Here is a 22,845-nt window from a genome sequence, read left to right on the forward strand (position 1 = left end):
ATCTTTCCGCTCCTCCCCCTTGCCGGCCGGCTGCCGGTTTCCGGTCCTGTTAACGTTTCCAGTTCAATGGTGCTCATACAGGAATCCGTTGGCGAGAGGGCCGCCCCCGAACATGTCGCAGCAGCCGGTGCATACCGTTTCAGGCAAGCTTATCCTGCTGATCAAAGCCGGCTACTGGCTGGCGCTGCTGATCATTGCCACCATGGTGGCGGCGTCTTTCGTCCTGCTGCAGCAGACGATGGCCACGCAGCAGCACAACAACACCTTGCTCGACATCGTCAGCACGCAGAAGACGTTGTCGCAGCGCATCGTCTTCCTGGCCAGTGCAACAGGTGCCGCCTCGCGTGACAAGCAGCCGGCGCTGGTCAGCGCGCTCAAGCAGGCCACAGCCGAGTTCGAGACCAACTACGATCTGCTGCTCAAGCAGACAGGCGCCGATCCGCAATCGCCGGCCAAGCTCGATGCGAAGTCGATCGAGAGCGTGCTCTTCGCCAAGCCTTTCCATCTCGACTATTTCTCGGTCGGGCTGATCGCCAATGGCGACCGTCTGATCTCGGCCCTTGAATCGCGACTCAATCTCGACAATGACGGCTACAAAGGCAGCGCCGAACGCGTCAACCTCGATGCCTCGGTCGCCAATGCCACCTTGTCGGGCTATGCGGCCCTTGGCCAGCGCATCAGCGCCGAGGCCGACGAGCGCTCCGAAAAGCTGCTCGCTCTTCACCGCACGCTGTTCTACGCCACGCTCGGCGTCATCCTGCTGGTGGCGCTGTTCATCTTCAGGCCGATGTCCAACGCCATCCTGCGCAAGACGCGTGAACTGGTCGATGCGCGCAATTCGATGGCTTTCATCGCGGTTCATGACGGCCTGACCGGCCTGCACAACCGCACCTTCCTGACCGATCATTTCGACACGCTGATCAAAGGCGCGCACCGGCGGCGCGAACGCCTGGCTGTCGTCCAGATCGACCTCGACCGCTTCAAGCAGATCAACGATACGCTTGGCCACGCCGCCGGCGACTATGTCCTGGTCGTGACGGCACAGCGCATGCGCGATTCCTGCCGGGCGTCGGATCTGTGCGCTCGGCTCGGCGGCGACGAATTCGTGATGATCCTCAACGGAGCGGGCAGCACCGAAGACATCAACATGCTCGCGCGGCGCATCCTGGCGCACATCAACGAGCCGATCGTCTTCCAGGGCACCACCATTCTTCCGGGTGCCAGCGGCGGCATCGCAGTCTATCCGATCGACGCCGACAATGCCCAGGACTTGCTCGTCCATGCGGATCTGGCGCTTTACTCCGCCAAGAAAATGGGCGGCGGCAACTTCTCGTTCTTCTCGGAGGAGCTGCGCCGCGAGCTCGACTACCGCAAGCAGCTCGAACACGACATCAAGGTCGCCATCGCCGAGCGGGCATTCCAGGTTTATTTCCAGCCGCAGGTCTCCTTGACCGACGGCACGATCAGCGGCATCGAGGCCCTGGTGCGATGGAACCATCATGAGCGCGGCATGATCTCGCCGGGCGAATTCATTCCGGTCGCCGAGAAATGCGGCTTCATGCCGGAGATCGGCCGCATCGTGATCAGCAAGGCGATCAACGAGGCAGCCGAATGGAACCGCGCCGGGATTGCCTTCGGCCGGCTTGCCGTGAATGTCTCGGGCACCGAACTGCGCGAGCACGATTTCGATGCGTTTCTGTTCGAGACGCTGGAAAAGGCCGGACTGCCGCCGCAGAAACTGTCGTTGGAAATCGTCGAATCCGTCATTCTCGACGATGAGAAGACCGGCATCGCGGCGAAGCTGCGTCACATCCGGGCGGCAGGCGTCCATCTGGAACTCGATGATTTCGGCACCGGTTATGCGTCGCTCAGCCACGTCAATCCCAACGAGATCGACCGACTCAAGATCGACCGCCGCTTCGTCCAGAACATCCATGAAAATGGCGACAACTCGAAGATCGTGCGCGCCATCACCGAGCTCGCCCGCGGCCTCGGCATCTCCATCGTCGCCGAGGGCGCTGAAACCGAGGCTGAACTCGACTCGCTGATGGCAATCGGCTGCGACCAGGTGCAGGGCTATTCGATCGCCTTCCCGATGCCGCAGGACAAGGCGCTGGAATGGCTGACCGCCCGCATGCCGAAGAAGGCCAAACTGCGGGTCTTGCAGGGCAGCCTGGCGTAGCGGACCGGCTTGACAACCAGCCACCGAAATGGCGGCCTGTCACGGTAACAACCGGATCGTGCGGCTTATGACATTCTTGCGGTTTGTCCTGGCGGCCATGCTGATGTCCGCGTGGCCCGCCTATGGGGCGGATCGCACCATCTATCTCACCTTCGACGATGGCCCGTTGAGCGGCACCAGCAACATCCTCGACGTGCTGGCGGCGGAACAGGTTCCGGCAACGCTGTTCATGGTCGGCATGCATGCCGAGGCCAGCGCGTCCAACAAGGCGCTGGTGCGGCGCGCCAAGGCGATGCCGCTGGTGACGATCGGCAACCACAGTTACAGCCACGCCTATAATCACTACCGGTACTTCTACAGCGATACGGAAGGGGTGGTCGCCGATATGCTCATGGCGAATGCCGTGCTGGGCCTGAAGCCGGCGGTGCATGCGCGCCTGCCGGGACGCGATGTGTTCCGGCTGCCTTCGATGTCAAAGGACGACAACTCGCTCGGCCCCGCACAAGCCGGCCGTGAGGATCCCGACTACGAGTTCGTCGCCGCTTCCGGCTTCTATCTTTATGGCTGGGACCACGAATGGGTGCACAAGGACAGCGGCGAGCCGGTCCAGAGCGTCGACCATCTGGTCAGCGAGATCGACCACCTGTTCGGCTATGGCCACTTCGCCAAGCCGAGCAAGTTGATCCTCTTGATGCATGACGAGATGTTCCAGGACGGCTTTGACGGCAAGACGAAGCTGACCAACCTGATCACCGCGCTGAAGTTGCGCCATTACGCCTTTGGAACGATCCCGAGCTATGACAACTGAGCCAAAGGTTCGGTACTCCTAGCTTTCGACATTGTCCCGCAGCGCCTCCAGCACCTGCGCAAACTCCGCCAGACGCTCGTCGGGCAGTCCTGTGCGAAGCCGCTTGTCGAAGACAAGCGCGGCCTGTCGCAATGTCTCGAACAGCGCTTCTCCCGCTTCTGTCAATTCGACCAGATGGACCCTGCGGTTGACGGGATCGCGGCGGCGCGTCAGCAGGCCCTGCGCTTCCATCGCGTTGAGGTGGTGGGTCAGCGTCGCGCCCTGGATGCCGATCATGCCGGCGAGTTCGCGCTGATTGGCGAGCTTGCTCGACTTGACCGACAGCAGCGTGAGCCAGACCGGCAATGTCCCGCCCGCTTCGACCAAAGCGGCGTCGAAGGCCTGGGCAACAAGCTTGGCGGTGCGGCCGAGATTCATGCCGACTGGCGGGCGTTCAAAAGGCGTCATCGCAGGACACTAGACGGTGTTTTTCTCGGATGGAACTGACTCCTCTCTTATACATTGACATCTAACAGTTAGATATCTAACTATTAGATGTACCAGCAGGCGAAAGAGGAGAGCCGGCATGCAATATGTCTACATCGTGGTTATCGGTCTTCACGTCATGGCAGGGGTGTTCTGGGCTGGCACCACCATCACGCTTGCCCGCGATCCCGAGATCAAGGCGGAACGCTTCATCCAGCCGCAGATGGGCGCGGCCGGCGTGGTTTTCCTGACCGGGGCGCTGCTGTGGTATTTCTTCCACGGCGCCTATTTTGGCTCGACGGAGATGGTACTGGCGCTTGGCATTCTGACCGCTTTCGCCGCCGCGGGTGTGCTCGGCGCCATGGTCAGGGCGCCGAGCCGGCAACTTGCCGGCGCCAATGCGGAAATCGAAACGCAGCTGCGCACCAGAATGGCCATGGGCGAACGCATCGCCGCATGGCTGCTGGTGGTCACGGTGCTGTGCATGGCGATCGCCAGGATGATCTGAACATCCCACCGCAAACTCAGAGATCGCACGTTATCAGGCGATGAGCCAATGACGTGCGGGCGCGCGGCCAGGCCGGCATACTCGGGCTCTCGTATGCAGGTCCGACCGCGCGCCACCAATGCAGATCGTTGCTGCGGCCTCAGGTCAGCTTCTTGCGCGCCTGCTTCTCCAGTGCCTCCACGAAGACAGTAGGTTCCCACCCTGCATCGAGCGCCCGGTGGAAGAGCGCCTGCTGTGTTTCCGGTGCAAGACCGCCAAGCGGTGGGTCGCGATCGAGATTGGTCGGAAAGGAATAGCCTTCCGCTGACGATGCTATGGCGTTGTCGGCCGCTAGCCGGGTGAGGCTGCCGTTGCCGAGCATGCGCCGGACTACGGGATAGAGGGCCGCGCTCATGCGGGTCCGGTCAACGCTCTCCATGGCGCGGCCATAGGCCGATGACACCTGCAACAGGTTCGCCATGCGCTGGATATCAGCCGACCGGTTGGTGCCGGCGGCGTGGAACAGCGCTGGATTGAAGAACGCCGCATCGCCCTTCTTCAGGGGCAGTTGAATATGGTGCTGGGTGAAATAGGCCTGGAATTCGGGGCGGTTCATCGCCAGGTATCCCGGCAGGTAGGTCTGCGAATAGGGCAAGTAAAGCGTTGGCCCGCTTTCCACCGGCATGTCGCAATGGGCGACCGCGCCCTGCAGTGTCAGCACTGGCGAAATCCGATGGACATGCACCGGATAGCGTTCGATGACCGACGCCGTCTGGAAGCCGAGATGATAATCCCGGTGCGCCGACTGGGACGCGCCACCCGGCCTGACATTGTTCACCTGCGATGTGAGCTGATAGGCAGGACCAAGCCAGGCTTCCGATATCAGCGCGATAATGTCGTTGCCGTAATAGGCGGCAAAGGTTGCGGGGTCGCGCAGACAAAGCTTTTCCAGCGCATTCCACACCCGGTCGTTGGCGCCGGGCTTGGCAAAATGATCGCCGCCGCCTGCCCCGGCCGTGCGCTCCTCGGCGATGATCGCATTGAAAGCCTCGGTGGCTGCATCGACTGGAGCGACATCCTCGAAGGCGCCACGAAAGACGACGACACCCGGGCCGTCGGTCATCGCCTCGACCCACTCGGCAAGAAGCGCCTTGCGCCGGGCTGGATCGCCGGCGGCCGCGCGCACCGAAGCGCCGTCGTAGATCAGCACATTCTTCTGCACCTCGGACGCGAACGGATACTCCGCCAGCTTCGTGATCCGCTGCGTCGACGTCGCGAAATCGTCGATGCTGCACATATCGGCGGTTAGCCAAATACGATCGGATCTGAGCTCGGCAAAATTGTCGGCCTTCACGGCGTCCTCCCCATGGTCTTGTTTCGACTGAATGGCGGAAGTATAGCTTTGGGTGAGAGGTGGAATACGGCTGAAACACCTCAAAAACACCTCAGAATTGACCGAGACGGCTGATGTCGCATCCATTCCTGGTGAAGGACATCGCCCAACAGGCGGGCGTCAGCATCGCCACGGTCGACCGCGTCCTGCATGGGCGCAGCGGCGTGCGTCAGCACACCGTCCGCCGCATCGAGCAGGCGATCCATGAACTCGAAACGCAACGCTCCCAGCTCGGCCTGTCCGGCCGCAAATTCATTCTCGACCTCGTCATGGAAGCTCCGCTGCGCTTCACCGAAGCGGTGCGCGCCGCGCTGGAGGCTGAGATGCCGGGCTTGCACCCAGCCGTGTTCCGCGCGCGCCACCACCTTGCCGAGATGCGTGCGGCGGCGAACACCGTCTCCCTGCTCGACGCGATTGCGCGTCGCGGCAGCAACGGCATTTTTCTCAAGGCGCCTGATGTTCCGGAGATAGCAGCCGCGGTCGACCGGGTCGTTCAGGTCGGAATACCTGTCGTGACGCTGGTCACCGACTTGCCGAACAGCCGGAGGCTGGCCTATGTCGGCGTCGACAACCGCGCCGCCGGCGAAACGGCTGCCTATCTGATCGGCGCATGGCTAGGTGGACGTCGTGCCGATGTCCTTGTCACCTTGAGCAGCAACCGCTTTCGGGGCGAGGAGGAGCGCGAAATCGGCTTTCGCCGCGCTTTGCGTGAAAACTTTCCCGACCTCGGAATTGTCGACGTCAGCGAAGGGCACGGCATCGATCGCGCAACGGGCGAGCTGGTCCGCACCGCGTTGACACATCATCCCGACATTGCGGCGGTATATTCCATCGGCGGTGGAAACGCCTCCATCGTGCAGGCATTCGCTGAGCTGAAACGGACCTGCCGAGTGTTCGTCGGCCATGATCTCGACGCCGACAATCTCGAACTGCTGCGAAGCCGACGCATTTCGGCCGTACTGCATCACGATCTCAGGCAAGACATGCGCACAGCCTGCATCCACGTCATGCGGGCGCAGGGCGCGCTGCCGAAATCGGTCGCGCCGGGCGCGTCCAACATCCAGATCATCACGCCGTTCAACATGCCAGGCTGAGCGGGCCGTATTAGATCCGCAAGCCCAACCTGATCCCGTCATAGATGGCGGCATGGATGTTGCGCGAGGCGACGGCATCGCCGATCCTGAACAGCACGAAGCCGCCTTGCGGGTTGCGCGCCGGAAAGATGTCGCCGCCGCCCACCAGACGTTCGTAATCGACAGCGCCGCCGTTTTTCGACAGCGGCTTCAGGCTGAGGTAGAGATCGTCGAGCGGCGCCGTGCCGTGCTCGACCACCACCTGGTCGACACGGCGCTCCCCGCGCCAGCCATCGGCGAAATCCGAAGCGAGTTCTGCGACCAGTTGATTGCCTTCGCGGCGCACCGAGCGAAGGCGCGTGTTGATGGTGATGGTGACGCCCTTTTCCTGGAAGGCGCGCATATACGGCACGTGGTTCATGCCGCCCATTTCGGGCGCAAAGAAACGCTCCGGCGAGACCAGTTCCAGCCTTGCGCCGCTGTTGGCGATCAACTCGGCCGCGCCCATGCCCTGATGGCCGCCATTGTCGTCAAAGAGCAGAACGTTCTCGGCAGGCTTGGCGCTGCCGGCCATGATGTCCCAGCTCGAGGTGACGAGATTGTCGCCCGCTGTCAGCGGCGGGTTCTGCGGCAGGCCGCCAGTGGCGACCACCACCACATCGGGAGCCAGCGCCAGAACATCATCCTTTTCCGCCCAGGTGTCATAGCGGATTTCGACGCCGAGCCGGTCGAGTTCGGCCAGTCGCCAGTCGATGATGCCGATCAATTCCTTGCGGCGCGGGTTCTGCGTCGCCAGCCTTACCTGGCCGCCCGCTTGTGACGAGGCCTCCAGGATCGTGACCTGATGGCCGCGCTCAGCTGCGACGCGCGCCGCCTCCAACCCGCCGGCGCCGGCGCCGACGACGACGACTTTCCGCTTCGGCCCGTCGGTCTTGACGATGATGTGCGGAATCTCGACCTCACGGCCGGTCGCGGCATTGTGGACGCACAGGGCCTCGCCGCCTTCATAGATGCGATCGAGACAGTAGGTGGCGCCGACACAGGGGCGGATCTCGTGCTCGCGGCCTTCCATCACCTTCTTGATGATGTGCGGATCGGCGATGTGCGCACGGGTCATGCCGACCATATCGAGCTTGCCGGTGGCGATCGCATGACGCGCAGTGGCGACGTCGGAAATGCGCGCCGCATGGAAGGTCGGGAATTTCGTCGCCGCCCTCACCTCGCCGGCGAAATCGAGATGCGGCGAAGACCGCATGCCGGTCACCGGAATGACCTTGGTGAGTGCCGCGTCGCTTTCGATCGAGCCGCGGATGATGTTGAGGAAATCGACCTTGCCGGAGCCGGCCAGCCGCCTGGCGATCTCGATGCCTTCTTCCTTCGACAGACCTTTCTCGAAGTCCTCGTCGGCGACCATTCGGATGCCGACGACGAATTTTTCGCCGACCGCCGCGCGCACGGCATCGAGCACCATGTTGGTGAAGCGCAGGCGATTGTCGAGCGAGCCGCCATATTCGTCATCGCGATGATTGGTGGCCGGCGACCAGAAGCCATCCATCAGATGGCCGTAGGCCTCGAACTCGATGCCGTCGAGGCCGGCGGCCTGGCAGCGTTGGGCGGCCGACGCATAGTCGGCGACGATGCGTTCGATGTCCCAGTCCTCAATGGTCTTCGGGAAAGCGCGGTGCGCCGGCTCGCGCACCGGCGAGGCGGAGAGCACCGGCAGCCAGTCGGCCTTGTTCCAGCCGGTGCGGCGGCCAAGGTGGGTGATCTGGATCATCACCTTGCAATCGTGCTCGTGGCAGGCCTCGGTGAGTTCGCTGAGCCACGGCACGATGCGGTCGTCATAGACATGCAAATTGCCGAAAGCGGCTGGACTGTCGCGCGAGACGATGGCCGAGCCGGCGGTCATGGTCAGCGCCATACCGCCTTTGGCTTTCTCGGCATGGTAGAGTCGGTAGCGTTGCTTCGGCATGCCGTCCTCCGAATAGGCCGGCTCGTGGCTGGTCGACATCACCCGGTTCTTGAGCGTCAGATGTTTGAGCTGGTAGGGCTGGAGAAGCGGGTCGTTGGTGGTCATCGTCTTCCTGCTGTTTCAAATTATGTGGGGCAGCACGCTGCTCCAGTTCCTATTTAAGCATCGGATTCGTCCGAAAACGGCTGCGCACCTTTCGGTCCGGTGCTAAGGAGCGGCGAAAATTGAAAGAGATCCCGCTCATGATCGATACCAAAACTCTCACCCAACTCGGCGCGCACGTCGAGACGCCACAGAGCCCTGAACAGGCAGTCCTGGAGACCGTGCCGTTCACGCGTGGCGACGGTCCGCCGGCGATCGTGCGCTTCACCTGCCCGGAATTCACCTCGCTGTGCCCAGTGACCGGCCAGCCGGATTTCGCCCATATCGTCATCGACTACGCACCCGATGCGGCTCTGGTGGAATCGAAATCGCTGAAGCTGTTCATGACCTCATTTCGCAACCATGGCGCCTTCCATGAGGATTGCACCGTGATGATCGGCCGCCGCATCGTGGCAGCAACCAAGCCGCTGTGGTTGCGCATAGGCGGCTATTGGTATCCGCGCGGCGGCATTCCGATCGATGTGTTCTGGCAAACCGGCGCGCCACCGGAAGGCGCCTGGCTGCCGGAAACCGGTGTTGCGCCGTATCGCGGCCGCGGCTGAGCCGGCCCTCATTCGCACTGATATTGGCTGAGTGCCCACTCGCCGGTCACCGAAAGCAGGTCCGATATCTTCCAGTCGCCGTCGACCTTCTTGAGCTTCCATTCAAGCCGATGCGGGTTGCCGGCAACGACGAAGGCGACGACGACCTTGGCTTGGTCGCCATTGATCGACTCGAGCGTCTTCAGGCTCTTGTCGATCTCGTCCTTGTTGTAATCGGCATTGTCCAGCGCCATGTTGGGGTCGAGGCATTCGCCCTGCCCGGATTTGCGCAACGCGTCGCTCTTGTCGAGCACGGTCTTCGCCGGATCGATGAAATGGCTGCGCTGCGCCGGATCGATCTCCAGGCCAACCTGATCGTAGAACGGCCGCACCACCGCCGTCGGCGATCCCGGCTGGATGGGTGCGGCAGGTTCGCTGGGCGGCCAGGCGACCGGCGGCGTTGCCGGCTCCGCCGCGCCGCCCGGCGCATTGGCGGGAGGTGCCCCGCTGTCGGCAGGAGTGCTAGCCGAGGGCGCGCCGTCAGCGGGAGGGTTTGCGGGGGGCGCGCCAAACAACCCTTGCGCAGCCACGCCGCTCAAACCCGACGCCAGTATGAAAAAAACCGAGAATGCCAGAAGACAGGTACGGGCCATAACGTCACCAAGGCTTTGGCCAGTCATGCCTTTTGATGGGCATGCATTCGATTGGCTGGACATCCAGCCACACAACCTTCGGGCCTGATCCAGAACCATGCAGAGTTTGTTGGCGTAGACAAGGCCACGCCATTCAAATTGCTTGCCTGGCGCGATCGGTATCGCGCCAAGCGAGCCACATCAGGCTATTTCAGTGCAATGACAGGCGGATTTGGCCCATCGCTGGTGTTGCCGTTGATCTGGTTGTTGCCGTAAGACTGGATCAAGCCACCATTGTTGATCGCTGTGCCAGTGGTATTGCCGCTGACCGTAGAGTTGCCCACCCGCAGCAGGGTGTTCGGTCCATCGGCCCGAAGGCCCCCGTTCGCCCCGTTGTTGGCCGCAGCGACGCGATCAACCATGATGTTGATTGCTGCACCACCCGCCGTATTGAACAAGCTGATGCCGGAGTTGGTATTGCCGGACACATTGCTGCTCACGACGGTTATGTTCATGCCGCCGGTGCTGCCGGTGCCGTCGGCCTTCACCCCGGCAAGATTGTTGTTCTCGATCGAAGAGTTTTCGATAACGACCTTCGCGGATCCGGTGCCGGTCGGCTGGACATGGATGCCGTCATTGTTGCCGGTGATTGTGGTGTTGTTGACGTAGAGCTCAGCCGCCACGGACGGAGCGAAGAGGATACCCATGCCATTCGGCGAGGCAGCAGTGTTATCGCGAATGACGCAGTCCTCGATAAACAATGCGGCGCCGACAAGAAACCGCACCCCATTGAGGCCGGGCGAAGTCGGCGTGCTGTCGATATCGAGACCACGAAGAACGACAACGTCAGTGGCCAACGCATTGACGATGACGCCATTTACCCCTGCGTTCAACACGCCTGCCTCGACGTCCTCGCATGCGATGGTGATCGATTTGGTGATCGTCACCGTGCCAAAACCACCTGGATCGATGCAGTTGATTTCACCGCCGGCGGCGGTCTTGGAAATCGCGCCGGCAAAGGTCTTGCAAGGCGCAGTGCGGCTGCAGGGATTGGCGTCGTCACCAACGCCGGAAACCCATGTCCGGGTTGCCTGTGCGGAAGCCGGAGTAGCGATCAGCGCCATCGCCAAAGCGAGAAACAGCGATGATAGTAGGTAACCTAGAATTTTCATGATCATTCCCCCTAAATGGAACAAGAGATTCGTTCACAACCAAGCGCAGGAAGTTTAGCGCGTTGCCCTGTCAAAAGCAACGCGACCTCAAAACCGGATCGCCGATTTGTATTTCTCGGAAGCGCGGCGACGCGCCAAGCTACGCAGCCGCCTTCGTAGTTTTGTTACATCGCCTTCACACTACAGTCGAAGTGCTTGACGTTCCACGAAATTTAGCAGGCCTCGCGCGTGACGACGGCAAGCAGCGACATGAACCGGCCGATTCGACGCCCCAGCGGGAGCAACCGAGCCTCACGGCATCACTCCGGATCCTGCCCCGCCATGCATTCGAGTTGGCTCAGCGTCCAGTCGCTGGTCTTCGAGGCAATGTCCGATACCTTCCATTTGCCATCGAGCTTCTTCAGCGACCAGTGCATTTCACGCTGCGCATCGTCTCCGTCCGGAAAAAGTTTGAAGCTCGCCACCACTTGCGCGGTGTCGCCATCCACCGTCTCGGACAGTTTCAAGGTCTTGGAGACGGTCTTCTGGTCGAAATCCTGCGCATCCAAACCGGGATCGAAGTCGATGCAGGCGACCTGATCGGGATTCTTCTTGGTCGCCTGGTCGTTGAGATCGAACAGTTTCGTCACCGGGTCGGTAAAGCGATCCCGATATTGTGCGTCAGCCTCGAATTTGACCGCCGGAACATAGAAGAACTTTACGGCGTCGGACGCCGGTCCGGCCAAGGCGGCCGCGGGCAAGGCTGTCGATAGGGCGGCAAGCAGCACTGTCCGTCGCATGCAGAATCTCCGCTTTTGGTGGCTTGAATCAATCCACGCCACGCATCCTGCATACCGGCTTTTTTGCGGCTCATGAAGCCCTGCCCGGCCTCCTTTCAGCTGTCGAGCCAGACGTTCTGAAAGTCCATTTCGTAGGTCTGGTGCATCCCGTAGTTCTTCACCTTCTTGTTCATGTGGCAGTAGAGCTTCTGCCAGAACGGCTGGATGATGACGCCGGAGTCCTGCAGGATCTGCTCGACGTCCTTCATCACCTCCTTGCGCTTGGCTGGGTCGGCCAGCGAAAGCGCCTGCTTGAGCTTCGCGTCGAAGTCCGGGTTGGCAAAGGCCGTCTCATTCCAGGCCTCGCCGGTGCGATATCCCAGCGCCAGCACCTGGACGCCGAGCGGGCGCATGTACCAGATGGTCATCGAATAGGGATATTTCGTCCAATCGTTCCAGAAGGTCGAGCCCGGCAGCACCGTACGCTTGACCTTGATCCCGGCGTCGCGCAACTGACCGGCGATCGCATCGCCGGTGTTCTTCTGCCATTCGTCTTCGACGGTGATCAGCTCGTGCTCGAAGTCGGCCTGTCCGGCGTCGGCCATCAGCTTCTTGGCGGCGGCGGCATCCCGCGTCTTCTTGGGCAGCGGATAGTATTCGGGGTGGATCGGGGCGACGTGGTGGTTCTCGCCAACCGTGCCGAGCCCGGCGTAGCCCAGCTGCATGACGGCATTGTTGTCGACGGCCATCTGCAGCGCATTGCGCACCCGCTGGTCGTCATAGGGCTTATGGGTAATGTTGGTGCGGGCAACGAGCGTGGTCGCCGTCGCGACCTCCGATTTCACCAGACCCATCTTGTCGAGGGGGTCGATGAAGTCGGCCGGCGTTTCGAAATCGAGGTCGATCTCGCCGGACTCGAAGGCATTCAGCGTGGCGTTGAAGTCAGTGCCGTAGTCGATGAATTCCACGCTGTCGAGTGGTGCTTCGCCACCCCACCATTTGCCGTTCTCGCGGCGCTTGACCACCGCCTTCGAACCCACTGCATAGGACACCAACTCGAAAGCTCCGGTCCCGATCGGCTTCTTGATCGGATCGGCGCCGTCCTTGTCGAAGTCACGATGCACGACCAGCGCGGGATAGTCGGTGAAGCCGGGTATGATCGCGATGTCGGGCTCGGATAGCTTCAGCTTGACCGTGTTGTCGTCGACCTTGGTGATGGCGCCGTCCTTGGCCTTGCCGGTCTTTGTGTCGATCAGCGCGCCGACGCGCGCAGCCATGGAATTGCCGGAGGCACCCTTCTCGCACCAGCGGTTCAGATTGGAGACCACGTCGTCGGCGTTGAAAGCATCGCCATTGTTCCAGGTCACGCCCTTGCGAAGATGCAGCGTATATTCGGTGGCGTCGTCATTGACGTCCCAGCTCTCGAGCAGGACCGGCTCGAAAGTGAACTGGTGCGTGTAACGGACGAGCGGCTCCAGCCATGTCCGGGTGACGTTTGCCATTTCCGTCCAGTCATAGGTGCGCGGATCCTTCTGCGCCTTCACCGACATCGCGACGTGCAGCGTTCCGCCCTTCTTCGGCTCGTCGGCCAGCGCCTTTGTCGGAACGGCAAGGCCGATCATGCCATAGGCAAGCGCGGTCGACGCGCCGAAGGCGCTTGCCAGCGCCAGGAACTCACGCCGGTCCATGCGGCCGGCACGTGCTTCTCCCGCCATCGCCTCGATGGCGGCGGGGACTCGGTCGCCATTGCTTCTGAAAAGCGTCATTTTCTTCCTCCCTTATGGTTCCCGTCGGGTCTTCGCGCTTTGCATCAACTGACGGTGTCCGGCAGTTTCTCCTCGCGCCGCGCAATCAAATCCCTGAGCCCCTCGGCAATGCCCTCATCGAGTTTCGGCTCCTCGTAATCGGCGAGCATGTTGCGCGCCTTCTCGCGGCCGCGCGTGTCGTGGTCCTTCGCCCCTTCGGCGTTCCACTGTTCATAGGAATTGAAGTCCATGATCGAGGGCATGAAGAAGGCGGACTCGAAATGTTCGAGCGTGTGCTGGGTGCCGAGGAAATGGCCCTGCGGTCCGACCTCGCGGATCGCCGCCATGGCTTCCTTGAAATCGTCGAAGGACAGCCCGCCGGCATATTTGTACCAGCCGACAAGCTGTTCGCAGTCGGTGGCGAATTTCGAATAGCCGCAGGTGAGCCCAGCTTCCAGCCATCCGGCGGAATGCCAGATGTAGTTGGCGCCCGATAGGATCGCAGCATGCATGAGCATGTTCGATTCGTAGCCCGCCTGGGCGTCGTTCAGCTTCGAGCCGACATGGAAGCCCGAGGTGCGCCACGGCAGGCGGTATTTCCGCGCCAGTGCGCCCATCAGATACATCATCTGGGCGGCTTCCGGCGTACCGCCCATCGGCGCGCCGGTCTTCATGTCGACGGTGACCATGAACTGGCCGTAGAGCTGCGGCGAGCCTGGACGGATGAGCTGGGTCAGCGCCACGCCGGCAAGTGCCTCGGCGTTGACCTGCGCCACGGCGCCGACGGCGGAAGCCGAGGTCGAGGCCCCGCACAGCGCGAAAGGCGCCAGGATCAGCGGCTGGTTGTGGCTCGCATAGACCCGCATGGCGTCGATCATGGTGGCGTCCCATACCAGCGGCGAATTGCAGTTGGTGATCGCCACCAGCACAGGGTTGTCGCGGACGAACTCCTCGCCGAAGACGATGCCAGCCATCGCCATCGTGTCCTCGGCGCGCTCTTTCGACGTCACGATGCCCATGAACGGCTTGTCGGAATGCTTCAGTGCCGAGTGGATGATGTGCAGATGCCGTTTCGGCACCGCGATTTCCATCGGCTCGCAGATGACCGAGCTCGAGGAGTGCAGCGCCGGCGCCATGTAGGCCATTTTGTGGAAATTGTTGAGATCGGCGAGCGTGCCGTAGCGGCGATTGTTGTCGAGGTCGCGCACATAGGGCGCGCCATACATCGGCACGAAAATCGAGTTCTTGCCGCCGACGCGGACCGTGCGCTCGGGGTTGCGCGCATTGAGCGTGAACTCCGACGGAACCTTCGAGACGAGTTCCATCAGCAGCGCGCGGTCGATGCGGACACGCGTCTCCCTGACATCGGCGCCGGCGGCCTTCCAGAGCTCGATCGCGCCGTCGTCGCGGAATTCGCAGCCCACCTCCTCGAGGATCTTGAGCGATTCCTCGTGGATCAGCTCCACCGCCTCGTCAGGCACGATCTCATAGACGGGGATCTTGCGCACCAAGGTCGGAAAGGAAGCGATCGGCGCGCTTCTGAGCGCCTTGCGGCCAAGACGACCACCACCGCGGCGGTGGGTCTGTTCGGTCAATTCGACGGCTGGTGCGTTCATGGAGCCTCCTTCTTCCCGCCACCCACGTTAGCGACCCGAAATATAGCTGTGACGCTGGAAAATCCTGATCTCTTGTATAAGCTGCATTTATGCGAAGCCTGCGCCACCTCCTGCCCTCCGCCGGCAGCCTGATCGTCTTCGAGGCGGCCGGCCGGCTGTCGAGTTTCACCGCCGCCGGGCGCGAACTCGGCATGACGCAGGCGGCCGTCTCCTACGCGGTGCGCGGGCTGGAAGAGCAGCTCGGCGCCAAGCTGTTCCAGCGCCGCCACCGGCAGGTCAGCCTGACCGAAGCCGGCGAACGCTTCCACGCCGATGTCTCGCTCGGCTTGTCGCACATCCGCAAGTCGGCCGAGGATCTGCGTCTGCAGGCGACCGGCGGCCATGTGACGCTTGCCGCTTCGACCGCCTTCGGCTCGTTCTGGATGATGCCGCGCCTGCAGCAGTTCCGCGACGAATTGCCGGGCATCGATCTGCGCATCCAGACCGCCGACCGCGATCTCGACATCATCGCCGAAGGCATTCCGCTGGCCGTGCGCGGCGGCGAGCCGCGGGACTGGCCGGACTACCATTCGCTGCCACTCGCCGATGAAGAGATATTCCCCGTCGCCGGCGCCAGCTATCTGGCCAAATTCGGCATGCCGAGGACGGTCGGGGACCTGGCCACGCACCGTCTCATCCATCTCGAGGAGCCGTACCGCGAGGCGGCCAGCTGGGATGAATGGTTCCAGTCAGCCGGCGGCAACCTGGGCGACACCGCACGCGGCCTGCGCATCAACGACTACGGCCTGGTGATCCAGGGCGTGATGGAGGGTCAAGGCATCGCACTCGGCTGGCGGCACCTCGCCGAGCGACTGCTGGCGACAGGACTGCTGGTGCAGGTGACGGATCATGTGCTCAAGACCGGCAAGGCCTTCTATATCGTCTGGCCGAAGAACCGGGAGCTGAGCGAGAATGCCCGCAAGGTAAGGGATTGGCTGGCGGCGCAGGCATAAAGCCGTTCCGCCGCAGTTCGCCCTCGCCCGCACGACACGAATCCGCCTATACTGCCGTCATGCCCATTCGCCAGCTTTCCGAAACGATGATCAACCAGATCGCCGCCGGCGAAGTCATCGAGCGTCCGGCGAGCGTGGTGAAGGAACTGGTCGAGAATGCGCTCGATGCCGGTGCATCGCGCGTCGAAATCGTCACGGCAGGCGGCGGGCTGAACCTGATCCGCGTCACCGATGACGGTTCCGGTATCCCCGAACCGGAACTGGCGCTGGCGATCGCGCGCCACTGCACTTCCAAGCTCGCCGAGGATATCAACGACATCCGCTCGCTCGGCTTTCGCGGCGAGGCGCTGCCGTCGATCGGCTCGGTGTCGCGGCTGTCGATCCGGTCGCGCACGGCTTTGGGCGACAGCGCCGCCGAAATCGGCATAGAGGGCGGCCGCGTGCTCCCCGTCAGGCCGGCGGCGGCCAACCGCGGCACGACCGTCGAGGTGCGCGACCTGTTCTTCGCAACGCCGGCGCGGCTGAAATTCATGAAGGGTGAGCGCGCCGAAAGCTCGGCGACCAGCGATGTCGTCAAGCGCATCGCAATTGCCTTTCCGACGGTACGTTTCACGCTGGCCGGTTCCGACCGCTCGACGTTGGAATTGCCGGCGACCGACGACAGTCCGGAAGGCAGCCTGCGCCGCGTCGCCCAGGTGATGGGGGCCGAGTTTCCCGACAATTCCATTGCCATCGACGCGATGCGCGAAGGCGTGCATTTGACCGGCCATGTGTCGATCCCCTCCTTCACCCGCGCCAACGCGCTGCAGCAATATGCCTATGTCAATGGCAGGCCGGTGCGCGACAAGCTGATCGCCGGGGCCATCCGCGGCGCCTTTGCCGATGTCCTGCCGCGCGACCGCCACGCGGTGACGGTGCTGTTCCTGACGCTCGATCCGGCCATAGTCGACGTCAATGTCCATCCGGCCAAGGCCGATGTGCGCTTCCGCGATCCGGGCCTGGTGCGCGGGCTGATCGTCGGCGCCATCCGCCAGGCCCTGGCCGATGCCGGCATCCGCTCAGCCACCACCGGAGCCGCCGGCATGATGGCGGCGTTCCGGCCGGGTGCCGCACCCTACAATCACGGCGGCCCGGCCAACGGCCATCGCAGCTACGACGCGGCCTATCGCGCGTCCGGCTCCGCCGGTTTCGACCCCTCGCACTCACCGCAGCGCCCGCTCGACATGGGTTTCGAAGGTGCGGACTTTGAGCGCGCCGGCGCAAGGAATGGCAGTGGCTTTGGCGAGCCCGGCCAGGCGGCGTTCGATGCCGGTGAGCTTGCCAGCGCCGATGCGCGCGCGGGGCTGAGCGAAGCGGCTGAGACCCTCCTCGGCACGGTGCTAGGCGCGGCACGGGCCCAAGTGCATGAGAACTATATCGTGGCGCAGACCAGGGATTCGCTCGTCATCGTCGACCAGCATGCCGCGCATGAGCGACTGGTTTACGAAGCGCTGAAGAACGCCCTGCACTCGCGACCCGTGCCTTCGCAGATGCTGCTCCTGCCGGAGATCATCGATTTGCCGGAAGAGGACGCCGAGCGGCTCGCGATGCATTCCGAAACGCTCGCCCGCTTCGGCCTCGGCATCGAGCGTTTCGGCCCCGGCGCCGTCGCTGTGCGCGAGACGCCGTCAATGCTGGGCGAAACCAATGTCCGGCAATTGGTGCGCGACCTCGCCGACGAGATCGCCGACAATGACACGGTCGAAACGCTGAAGGAGAGGTTGGACAAGATCGCCGCCACCATGGCCTGCCACGGTTCGGTGCGTTCCGGCCGGCTGCTCAAGGCCGAGGAGATGAACGCGCTGCTGCGCCAGATGGAAGCGACGCCGGGATCCGGCACCTGCAACCATGGCCGGCCTACCTATATCGAATTGAAGCTCGCCGATATCGAGCGGTTGTTCGGGCGGCGGTGAGTTCGCTCAGTTCACCAATCGGTGATACTTCCTGGTTTTGGGAGAGTAGCCATACTCCATCGCGTGGCCGCCGTTTCCGCCGCGAAAATTCACGGAAATAATCTCTTCGCCCTGCTTTTGAACGTTCATATAGACCGGCGTCATCAACATGCCTGCATTGCAGTCATCGTCGTCGAACCGGATGCTCTGGACGGCTCTCTTTGTCTTCTTGCTGATGACCTGCAGTGTGGTCATGCAGATGCCGGCGTCGGTTTTGGTGAAGATGCCAGCAAATCTATGGGCCGCCGTCTGCGCCCAAAAGGGAATCTCGACAATTCCATTGATCTTACCCTCGGCCGTATCGTCGAGGCCCGCAACCTGCTTAAGCACGACCGGGAACTTCTCCGCTCCCTTGACCCAGCCCCCCGTCGCGCCACTTTCTCTGATGTCGAGCGAAAGCGGGCATCCCGTGGTATCGATGGGCGTCTTTGATCCCACCACCAACAATCGATCCAATTCCTTGTCGTCCGCGATCTCACAAAGCGTGAGTTTGGTTCCTTCGGCTTTGCCGTAGAGCGCGATGGGGCGCTGCTTGGCATCATAAAAGTAGCTTCCCTCGACCGTGATCCCGCTGCCGAAGCCGTCATATCTTTGGAGGGACAGATGAACCGGCCTCGATCCGATGGAGCCTTCGAAATTCTTTACCTGATACCAGCCCGCCGCAGCTTGTCCGGTCAGCAGCAACGGCCAGCAAACCATCGATACGAAGAGTCGCTCCATTTGGTCCCCCAGCGAAGACGGTTCACCATAGCGGCCCTTTCGCCGGGTGTCTGCATGCTGCTGGAAACGGTTCTCGGTTTGAGTCCAGAAATGCCTCTAATCTTTTGTTTTACCGCTTCAAATTGACCACGATGACGCCGCCGAGCGCGAGCGCACCGCCGAGGATGCCGAGCAGCGTCGGCACTTCGCTCAGCCAGAAGAAGCCGATCAAGGCGGACATCGGCGAGACTAGGTAGAGGAAGTTCGAAGCGCGCGCCGCCGGGAGACGCGACAGCGCGGTTGCCCAAGCGGCATAGGCGATCAGGCTGGGCACGATGCCGAGAAAGATCACGGCGCCGAGGCCGGCTGTGTTGGCGACCGCTGCCTGTGCAAAGCCGCTTGGTAGAAAGGGTGACAGGCAAAGTGCGCCAAGGATCATATTCGAGGCTGAGATGGTCAGTGGATGATGGCGGGCAAACAGCGGCTTCTGGACGATCGTGTTGACGGCCGAGCATAGCGCAGAGCCAAGAACCAACAGCGCGCCGGCATTGAAGTGCAGGCCATTGCCGTCGGCCACGGCGATGATGCCGATGCCGGCGAAAGAAATGGCCGTGCCAAACCAGGCCCAACCTGAGAAGCGCTCGCCGAGCAATGCCATAGCCATAATGGCGGTGAAGATCGGGCTGACATTGATGATGAAGCCGGCGGCCCCGGCCGAGACGGTCAACTCGCCGAAATTGAGCATGACGGTGTAGAGCGCGACGAAAATGGCGCCGCCAAAGGCGAGGCGCCACAATTCATCGAGCCTGGGCAATGCCGGACGCTTGGCGGCAAGGAAAATCGCTGCCGGCACGGCAGCGATGGCAAAGCGTAGCGCACCGAGTTCCAGGGGGCCGAAGGCGGCGAGGCCGGCACGGATCGCCGGAAAGGCCGACGCCCAGCCCACCACCGTGAGCGCGACCGCGATCGCTGCCGTGGTGTCCATCCGCTGTGTCTGATTCGACGTTCCCGTGATCGCGCTCATCTTGCTGTCCTCGTGTTTTCCGCCCTTGAATGCAGAAAACGTCTTTTCGGCGCCGTTGACAAACGACCAAATCGAGGATCAGCTGTGACTATGGATCACAGCTCAGAGACAATGGTGCCGCTGGAAACGCTGCGCGCCTTCGACGCGGCGGCGCGGACCGGCAGTTTTTCTGCGGCTGCCGAAAAGCTCAACATCACCCATGGCGCCGTCAGCCGGCAGATCGCCAAGCTGGAGGACTGGCTCGGGTTGAAAGTGTTCGATCGCGGCGCGCGCGGCGTCTCGCTGACGATCGAAGGCAACCGGCTGCATCTGCGCACATCGGAGGCTTTCGCGCTGATATCGAGCCATTCCGACCGCTGGGTCGAGCCACGCGGCACGGCGGTGGTGCGGCTGACCTCTATCCCGTCGGTGAGCGGACTGTGGCTGATGCCGCGCATGGCGGCGCTGGAAAACAATCCCACCAAGCTGCGCATCGTGCTCGATGTCGACATCCGCCAGGCCGACCTTGCCGATGAAGGCATCGACCTGTCGATCCGCTGCGGCCGCGGCGGCATTCCGGGCCGCGTTTCGGTGCAGCTGTTCGAAGAGCATGTCTTCCCGGTCGCTTCGCCCGAGCTGGCACGCGAAATCGGGCGGGGCGACCCGGCCAGGCTGCTCAAATTTCCGTTGATCAACGATTCCGACGCCTCCGCCTGGCGTGCCTGGTTCGCCGCGCAAGGCATGGACTACCGGCCACGCCCACAGGACCGGCGATTCGAGGATTACAATCTGGTGCTGGATGCCGCAGCCTATGGGCTCGGCATCGCATTGGCGCGTCCGCCGCTGACCGGGCATCAGCTGCAGTCGGGCCGCATCACCGCGGTCGACGAGCACACCGCGCTCAGTCCGGTGTCCTATTGGCTCGACCGTCCGCTAGGACGGCCACGCACGGCCGCCGCCGACCTTGCCCGCCGCATCGCGCAGCAGGCCGGGTTGGCGCCGGACAAGATCGAGGCGTTTATCGAAGCCGAGCGATAGGTCTCCTGCCCCCGCCCAAGATCAGTCGATTCACAGACTCAACGAAGCAGCAGCAGAACGAAGCCAACGGTCAAGATTCCCAATAAACCCAGCGTTATCGAAACAAAGCCGATCTTCATCAAAAGACGTTCGGGATTCGGCGCCGCACCGTAGGATTGATTGGCGGGCCTATGCCGTCCCGCCGGCATTGCCAGGGCGGCGTTTTGCGGGACCGGAGCCTGCGGCGGGATAAACGACAGCAAGGACACACCCGCGGGCCTGGCCTGCGCGTTGTCATTGGCCGTCGCCGAAGGCGGCATGGCGCCGCGCTGCGTTTCGGCCTCGGGCGGGGCAGCTCTCCTCGCCACGACCGTTGCCAGCACCGCCTCGTCCCGCGTGTCGAGCTGGGCCTGATAGGCTTCGACGATGCCCGCCGAAGCTATCTGCTGCGATTTGACGGCCATTGGTGCGGCAGGCATCGCCATCAAGGCGGGCGCCGTCCTTTGGGCGAACAGAGAGGGCGCGGCGGGCTGGACCAGTTCCCTGACCAGCGCCGTCCTGACCGGATCGGCTTTCGCCAACGGCACGGGTTGCGGCGTCATCGCCTCCTTGAGCAGGGAAGCCAGGCGGGCGGAAGAAATATCCATCATGCCCCCGATAAAAGCGCTTTTCATACCTGTCCTAGTGCCTCAGCATTGTCCGAGGCTTGTCGCATGCTTGACCTGGCCGGCGATTTGTGGCGATGAAATCAGCATGAACCTCGGCACCACCGCATGATGAACCGTTTTGAAGGCCCGGGCGGCAAGGAAGCCCGCATCCGCTATCTCGATGGCGATTTCCAGGTCACCAGCCCCGGCTCGTTCGTGCGCTGCGCGGTGACCGGGGAAAACATCCCCCTGGACGAGCTGAAATACTGGAGCGTCGCCAGGCAGGAGCCTTACGCCAACGCCACCGCCTCGCTGCGCCGCGAAATCGAAATGCATCCGGAGCTGCGCAAGCGGAGCTAGAACGGTTCATCGTTTCACACGGAAACGCCGAACCGTTCCAGCTCTTTGTTTTGACGCAATTCCCAAGGGAAAGCGCTACACGCTTTTCCCGGGAGAACCGCTTCACACTTTTCCTGGAATTGCTCTAGCCTCTCAGCTTGCGCTGCCGCCAGGCATCCAGCGTCTCGTCGATGATTCGCTCGGGAACATGGTCGAGCTCGAAAACCGTGTCGATTTCCAGCACCTCGAGCCTGTCGAGAAAGTCCTGCGAGGCGCCATGGCGCAGCCGGGCAGCGTCCTTGGCCGTGGTGATGAGGCCAAGGCCTTCGGCGCGCGCCGTCGCCGCCAGTTCGGCGAGTTCGTCCTCAGCGTAGAAATGATGGTCCGGAAAGGGCTTTGAGAGAACCACCTCGCCGCCGGCCGCCCTCACCGTGTCGAAGAATTTGTCGGGATGGCCGATGCCGGCAAAGGCCAGGAACCGCTTGCCGGCAAGCCCTGTCTTGCTGCTGGGCTCCGTATGCGCCTCGAAGATCGGCCGACCGGCGCGCGCCGCCTGGCGCACCACGGCGTCGGCGGCGGTGCCCTCGCCCATCTTCAACAGCCCGCTGGTGAAGACCAACTGGTCAACGATCTTGGCCCTTAGCGGGCCGCCCGGAATGACGCGACCATTGCCGATGCCGTAGCGGGCGTCGACCACGATCAGCGCATAGTCGATGTGGATGCGTGCGCTCTGAAAGCCGTCATCCATGATCAGGAAATCGCAGCCGTGCTTTTCGATGAGCAGCCGGGCGCCGGCAGCGCGGTTCGGCGTCACCGCGACCGGCGCGTGTTCGGCCAAAAGCAGCGGTTCGTCGCCGACATGTTTGGCGGCATCGTGATGGGCATCGACGACATGCGGCTCGGCGAAGGAGCCGCCATGGCCGCGCGACAGGAAACCGGGCTTCAGCTGCATGCGCTTGGCCTGTTCGGCGAGCGCGATGGCGACCGGCGTCTTGCCGGTGCCGCCGACGGTGAAATTGCCGACGCACAGAACCGGCGCCTCGATCTTCTCGCGTCGTGCCCGCCGCATGCCGCGGCCGGCGACAAGCGCATAGACGGCCGATAGGGGCGACAGCGCCAGGACTTTCCAGTCCGGCTCTTCCCACCAGAATGGTGGTGCTTCGGAGGCCAC

At 62.8% G+C, this 22,845-nt stretch carries 21 protein-coding genes; 9 read left to right on the forward strand and 12 right to left on the reverse strand.

All coding sequences use genetic code 11. The features are described 5' to 3' along the window. Positions 1 to 112 precede the first annotated feature (112 nt). Both JN279_RS26225 and JN279_RS26230 read left to right on the forward strand, forming a co-directional pair. Positions 113 to 2,182 carry a putative bifunctional diguanylate cyclase/phosphodiesterase gene (locus JN279_RS26225; RefSeq protein ID WP_096456830.1) on the forward strand — a complete coding sequence of 690 codons (2,070 nt, stop codon included), beginning with the start codon at positions 113 to 115 and terminating at the stop codon, positions 2,180 to 2,182. Between the two features lie 103 nt (positions 2,183 to 2,285). Further along, positions 2,286 to 2,990: a polysaccharide deacetylase family protein gene (locus JN279_RS26230; RefSeq protein ID WP_244734154.1), complete on the forward strand. Its 705-nt coding sequence runs from the start codon at positions 2,286 to 2,288 to the stop codon at positions 2,988 to 2,990. Between the two features lie 18 nt (positions 2,991 to 3,008). On the opposite strand, the gene JN279_RS26235 is transcribed toward JN279_RS26230, so the two are convergent. After that, positions 3,009 to 3,437, reverse strand: coding sequence for a MarR family winged helix-turn-helix transcriptional regulator (locus JN279_RS26235; RefSeq protein WP_096456826.1), 429 nt, complete (start codon positions 3,435 to 3,437; stop codon positions 3,009 to 3,011). Between the two features lie 118 nt (positions 3,438 to 3,555). Here JN279_RS26235 and JN279_RS26240 point away from each other — a divergent pair, with 118 nt between their 5' ends. Next, the gene (locus tag JN279_RS26240) at positions 3,556 to 3,963 is read left to right on the forward strand and encodes a hypothetical protein (protein ID WP_096456824.1); all 408 of its coding nucleotides are present in this window, start codon (positions 3,556 to 3,558) and stop codon (positions 3,961 to 3,963) included. A gap of 139 nt (positions 3,964 to 4,102) precedes the next feature. Here JN279_RS26240 and JN279_RS26245 read toward each other — a convergent pair whose 3' ends face one another. Beyond that, on the reverse strand, positions 4,103 to 5,296 hold the full coding sequence (locus JN279_RS26245) for a phytanoyl-CoA dioxygenase family protein (RefSeq protein ID WP_096456822.1): 1,194 nt from the start codon (positions 5,294 to 5,296) through the stop codon (positions 4,103 to 4,105). A gap of 113 nt (positions 5,297 to 5,409) precedes the next feature. Here JN279_RS26245 and JN279_RS26250 point away from each other — a divergent pair, with 113 nt between their 5' ends. Further along, positions 5,410 to 6,429, forward strand: a complete 1,020-nt coding sequence (locus JN279_RS26250) for a LacI family DNA-binding transcriptional regulator (RefSeq protein ID WP_096456820.1) — start codon at positions 5,410 to 5,412, stop codon at positions 6,427 to 6,429. A gap of 10 nt (positions 6,430 to 6,439) precedes the next feature. Here JN279_RS26250 and JN279_RS26255 read toward each other — a convergent pair whose 3' ends face one another. Further along, positions 6,440 to 8,485, reverse strand: coding sequence for an oxidoreductase (locus tag JN279_RS26255; RefSeq protein WP_096456818.1), 2,046 nt, complete (start codon positions 8,483 to 8,485; stop codon positions 6,440 to 6,442). 137 nt (positions 8,486 to 8,622) lie between these two features. On the opposite strand from JN279_RS26255, the gene queF reads away from it, so the two are divergent. Then, complete coding sequence (gene queF / locus JN279_RS26260) at positions 8,623 to 9,084, forward strand: preQ(1) synthase (RefSeq protein WP_096456816.1); 462 nt, start codon at positions 8,623 to 8,625, stop codon at positions 9,082 to 9,084. A gap of 8 nt (positions 9,085 to 9,092) precedes the next feature. Here the strand turns inward: queF and JN279_RS26265 are convergent, their stop codons facing one another. The 5 genes from JN279_RS26265 to JN279_RS26285 form a co-directional block, all read right to left on the reverse strand. Continuing rightward, a complete protein-coding gene (locus JN279_RS26265) occupies positions 9,093 to 9,716 on the reverse strand; it encodes a hypothetical protein (RefSeq protein WP_096456814.1) in 624 nt (207 codons plus the stop codon). A gap of 185 nt (positions 9,717 to 9,901) precedes the next feature. After that, positions 9,902 to 10,867, reverse strand: a complete 966-nt coding sequence (locus JN279_RS26270; protein ID WP_244734155.1) for a right-handed parallel beta-helix repeat-containing protein — start codon at positions 10,865 to 10,867, stop codon at positions 9,902 to 9,904. Between the two features lie 299 nt (positions 10,868 to 11,166). Beyond that, positions 11,167 to 11,646, reverse strand: a complete 480-nt coding sequence (locus JN279_RS26275) for a DUF3828 domain-containing protein (protein WP_202350655.1) — start codon at positions 11,644 to 11,646, stop codon at positions 11,167 to 11,169. A gap of 95 nt (positions 11,647 to 11,741) precedes the next feature. After that, positions 11,742 to 13,391, reverse strand: coding sequence for an ABC transporter substrate-binding protein (locus JN279_RS26280; protein WP_202350656.1), 1,650 nt, complete (start codon positions 13,389 to 13,391; stop codon positions 11,742 to 11,744). A 44-nt stretch (positions 13,392 to 13,435) separates the two neighbouring features. Then, the gene (locus tag JN279_RS26285) at positions 13,436 to 14,986 is read right to left on the reverse strand and encodes a trimethylamine methyltransferase family protein (RefSeq protein ID WP_202350657.1); all 1,551 of its coding nucleotides are present in this window, start codon (positions 14,984 to 14,986) and stop codon (positions 13,436 to 13,438) included. Positions 14,987 to 15,075: 89 nt separating this feature from the next. Here JN279_RS26285 and JN279_RS26290 point away from each other — a divergent pair, with 89 nt between their 5' ends. Both JN279_RS26290 and mutL read left to right on the forward strand, forming a co-directional pair. Further along, complete coding sequence (locus JN279_RS26290) at positions 15,076 to 15,978, forward strand: LysR substrate-binding domain-containing protein (RefSeq protein WP_095202336.1); 903 nt, start codon at positions 15,076 to 15,078, stop codon at positions 15,976 to 15,978. Positions 15,979 to 16,037: 59 nt separating this feature from the next. Further along, entirely contained in the window at positions 16,038 to 17,930 is a 1,893-nt protein-coding gene (mutL, locus tag JN279_RS26295) for a DNA mismatch repair endonuclease MutL (protein ID WP_202350658.1), read from the forward strand. 6 nt (positions 17,931 to 17,936) lie between these two features. On the opposite strand, the gene JN279_RS26300 is transcribed toward mutL, so the two are convergent. Together JN279_RS26300 and JN279_RS26305 are read right to left on the reverse strand one after the other, a co-directional pair. Continuing rightward, complete coding sequence (locus JN279_RS26300) at positions 17,937 to 18,689, reverse strand: hypothetical protein (RefSeq protein WP_202350659.1); 753 nt, start codon at positions 18,687 to 18,689, stop codon at positions 17,937 to 17,939. A 109-nt stretch (positions 18,690 to 18,798) separates the two neighbouring features. Next, on the reverse strand, positions 18,799 to 19,692 hold the full coding sequence (locus JN279_RS26305) for a DMT family transporter (RefSeq protein ID WP_202350660.1): 894 nt from the start codon (positions 19,690 to 19,692) through the stop codon (positions 18,799 to 18,801). A gap of 90 nt (positions 19,693 to 19,782) precedes the next feature. Between JN279_RS26305 and JN279_RS26310 the strand changes: the two genes are divergently transcribed. Beyond that, complete coding sequence (locus JN279_RS26310; protein WP_202350661.1) at positions 19,783 to 20,709, forward strand: LysR substrate-binding domain-containing protein; 927 nt, start codon at positions 19,783 to 19,785, stop codon at positions 20,707 to 20,709. Positions 20,710 to 20,747: 38 nt separating this feature from the next. Here the strand turns inward: JN279_RS26310 and JN279_RS26315 are convergent, their stop codons facing one another. Next, positions 20,748 to 21,173: a hypothetical protein gene (locus JN279_RS26315; RefSeq protein ID WP_244734156.1), complete on the reverse strand. Its 426-nt coding sequence runs from the start codon at positions 21,171 to 21,173 to the stop codon at positions 20,748 to 20,750. Between the two features lie 288 nt (positions 21,174 to 21,461). Between JN279_RS26315 and JN279_RS26320 the strand changes: the two genes are divergently transcribed. Further along, entirely contained in the window at positions 21,462 to 21,695 is a 234-nt protein-coding gene (locus tag JN279_RS26320) for a DUF2093 domain-containing protein (RefSeq protein WP_096456798.1), read from the forward strand. Positions 21,696 to 21,819: 124 nt separating this feature from the next. On the opposite strand, the gene lpxK is transcribed toward JN279_RS26320, so the two are convergent. Then, a complete protein-coding gene (gene lpxK / locus JN279_RS26325) occupies positions 21,820 to 22,845 on the reverse strand; it encodes a tetraacyldisaccharide 4'-kinase (protein WP_202350663.1) in 1,026 nt (341 codons plus the stop codon).

Source organism: Mesorhizobium sp. 113-1-2, from assembly GCF_016756475.1.
Lineage (GTDB): Bacteria > Pseudomonadota > Alphaproteobacteria > Rhizobiales > Rhizobiaceae > Mesorhizobium > Mesorhizobium loti_C.